This is a genomic window from Pseudomonas sp. NPDC087615, from assembly GCF_044743445.1.
Taxonomy (GTDB): domain Bacteria; phylum Pseudomonadota; class Gammaproteobacteria; order Pseudomonadales; family Pseudomonadaceae; genus Aquipseudomonas; species Aquipseudomonas baetica_A.
The window spans coordinates 1-2,404 of sequence record NZ_JBIUWM010000131.1 but is presented as its reverse complement, the minus strand read 5'-3'; the positions used below and the strand labels follow the sequence as shown (position 1 = coordinate 2,404).

2 protein-coding genes are annotated in these 2,404 nt (G+C 54.6%); one reads left to right on the top strand and one right to left on the bottom strand.

Annotated elements, in window-relative coordinates; translation table 11 throughout:
• The first annotated feature begins 490 nt into the window (after positions 1-490).
• The gene (gene icd, locus ACIOU6_RS27870) at positions 491-1,747 is read left to right on the top strand and encodes an NADP-dependent isocitrate dehydrogenase (RefSeq protein WP_221730380.1); all 1,257 of its coding nucleotides are present in this window, start codon (positions 491-493) and stop codon (positions 1,745-1,747) included.
• A 76-nt stretch (positions 1,748-1,823) separates the two neighbouring features.
• Here the strand turns inward: icd and ACIOU6_RS27865 are convergent, their stop codons facing one another.
• Entirely contained in the window at positions 1,824-2,114 is a 291-nt protein-coding gene (locus ACIOU6_RS27865; RefSeq protein ID WP_401139947.1) for a cold shock domain-containing protein, read from the bottom strand.
• Positions 2,115-2,404: the final 290 nt, after the last annotated feature.

Here is a 2,404-nt window from a genome sequence, read left to right as displayed (position 1 = left end):
GGGTCGGCATACTCGCCAAAACACTCTCTTCTTTGCTAAAGCGTGCGCAGAAACTCGAGGGGCGCCGGGTAAGCGCGTTCGTTCAAAGTCATCCATGAACCGAATGTCGAGATTCTTCGCGGTGATGTTGGGTGCATCGTTGAGCGTCAAGCAGTCGGACTGCGGTAACAGTTCAACCAATCAGGCGGAAAGTCTCGTTCTAGAGAGGCCAGCCGTCGTGACCCTTTGGTCAGCGGGCGGCATTATACATAGGTAGCTGGCAATCTGCCGATGGTTCATATGCATCGAATCTCGTCCATTGGTCTAAAGGTCGCAGGGCGGGGTGGGGCGTAGAGTCTTGCGCAATGCTTGAGTTTGGCGCTTTTCCCTTTGCTTTCAGGGTTGTACGAAACGAGATGTGCCTGCGCCTTGAACAGAGGGTTTGCGTGTTGATTTAACTGGGTTACGCTCGAACCAAGCCAGATGTTCAATCCAAACAATGGAGTTCAGCATGGGTTACAAGAAGATTCAGGTTCCAGCCGTCGGCGACAAAATCACCGTCAATGCAGACCATTCTCTCAATGTTCCAGATAACCCGATCATCCCCTTCATCGAAGGTGACGGCATTGGTGTTGACATCAGCCCGGTGATGATCAAGGTTGTCGATGCTGCAGTTCAAAAGGCATACGGCGGCAAACGCAAGATTTCCTGGATGGAAGTCTTCGCCGGGGAAAAAGCCACTCAGGTTTACGATCAGGACACTTGGCTGCCTCAGGAAACGCTCGACGCAGTCAAGGATTACGTGGTTTCCATCAAGGGCCCGCTGACCACCCCGGTCGGTGGCGGCATCCGCTCGCTGAACGTGGCTCTGCGTCAGCAACTCGATTTGTACGTCTGCCTGCGTCCGGTGCGCTGGTTCGAGGGCGTGCCAAGCCCGGTGAAAAAGCCTGGCGACGTCGACATGACCATCTTTCGCGAGAACTCCGAGGATATCTACGCTGGCATCGAATGGAAGGCCGGTTCGCCGGAAGCCACCAAGGTCATCAAATTCCTTAAAGAAGAAATGGGCGTCACCAAGATCCGTTTCGACGAAAACTGCGGTATCGGCGTCAAGCCGGTTTCCCTCGAGGGCACCAAGCGCCTGGCGCGCAAGGCTCTGCAGTATGTGGTCGATAACGACCGCGATTCGCTGACTATCGTGCACAAAGGCAACATCATGAAGTTCACCGAAGGTGCCTTCAAGGAATGGGCCTACGAAGTGGCCGCCGAAGAGTTCGGCGCGACCCTGCTCGACGGCGGTCCGTGGATGCAGTTCAAGAACCCGAAAACCGGCAAGAACGTGATCGTCAAGGATGCCATTGCCGACGCCATGCTCCAGCAAATCCTGCTGCGCCCGGCCGAATACGATGTGATCGCCACCCTAAACCTCAATGGCGACTACCTCTCCGACGCTCTGGCGGCGGAAGTGGGCGGTATCGGTATCGCGCCGGGCGCTAACCTGTCCGACACCGTAGCGATGTTCGAAGCCACCCACGGTACTGCGCCGAAGTACGCCGGCAAGGATCAGGTCAACCCGGGTTCGCTGATTCTCTCGGCAGAAATGATGCTGCGTCACATGGGCTGGACCGAAGCGGCGGATCTGATCATCAAGGGCACCAACGGCGCCATCAGTGCCAAGACCGTGACTTATGACTTCGAGCGTCTGATGGATGGGGCCAAACTGGTGTCGTCTTCGGGCTTCGGTGATGCGCTGATCTCGCATATGTAAGAACTGCAAGCATGCAAAAAACCGCCCCTCTCGGATAATAGAGGGGCGGTTTTTTATGGCTGAAGGTTTTGACGCGTCAGCTGGTAACTTTTTGTTCTCGAAAGGTGTCCGGGACCGTTTCTTTTTCTTCTGTGGCTACGACCGCTGTAATATTGACCGCGTGCAGGCCTTTGGGGCCCTGAGCGATCACGAAGCTTACGGCCTGCCCAGCCTTGAGGGTTTTATACCCGTCCATTTCAATGGCGGAGTAGTGCGCAAAGAAATCAATTTCTTTACCAGCCTCGTCTCGACCTTCACGGGCGTCGGTATTGATGAATCCGAACCCCTTGGCATTGTTGAACCATTTCACCTTGCCGACGACAGCCATGCTCAAATCCCTCTGCAACAGACTCCAACGCTGGAGTATCATCCAGGACATCCGCAATCTAATCCGTTAAAAGGATTGACTCCGCGGATCTTTTTTACCCACTGTGGGCTCTATTGGTTGTAACACCGTTTTCCCGATAGTCAAGGTGACCGGGCAGTCGGAGTTGAAAACGTGTACAGCCGCCCCCACCACTGTATTTGCACAACTGACGAACCTTTCTTTCCATGCATGCAATCAGCCAGATTCGACTAACATTCAATCAGGATCGCCCGCTTCTCCAAAAGGATCTT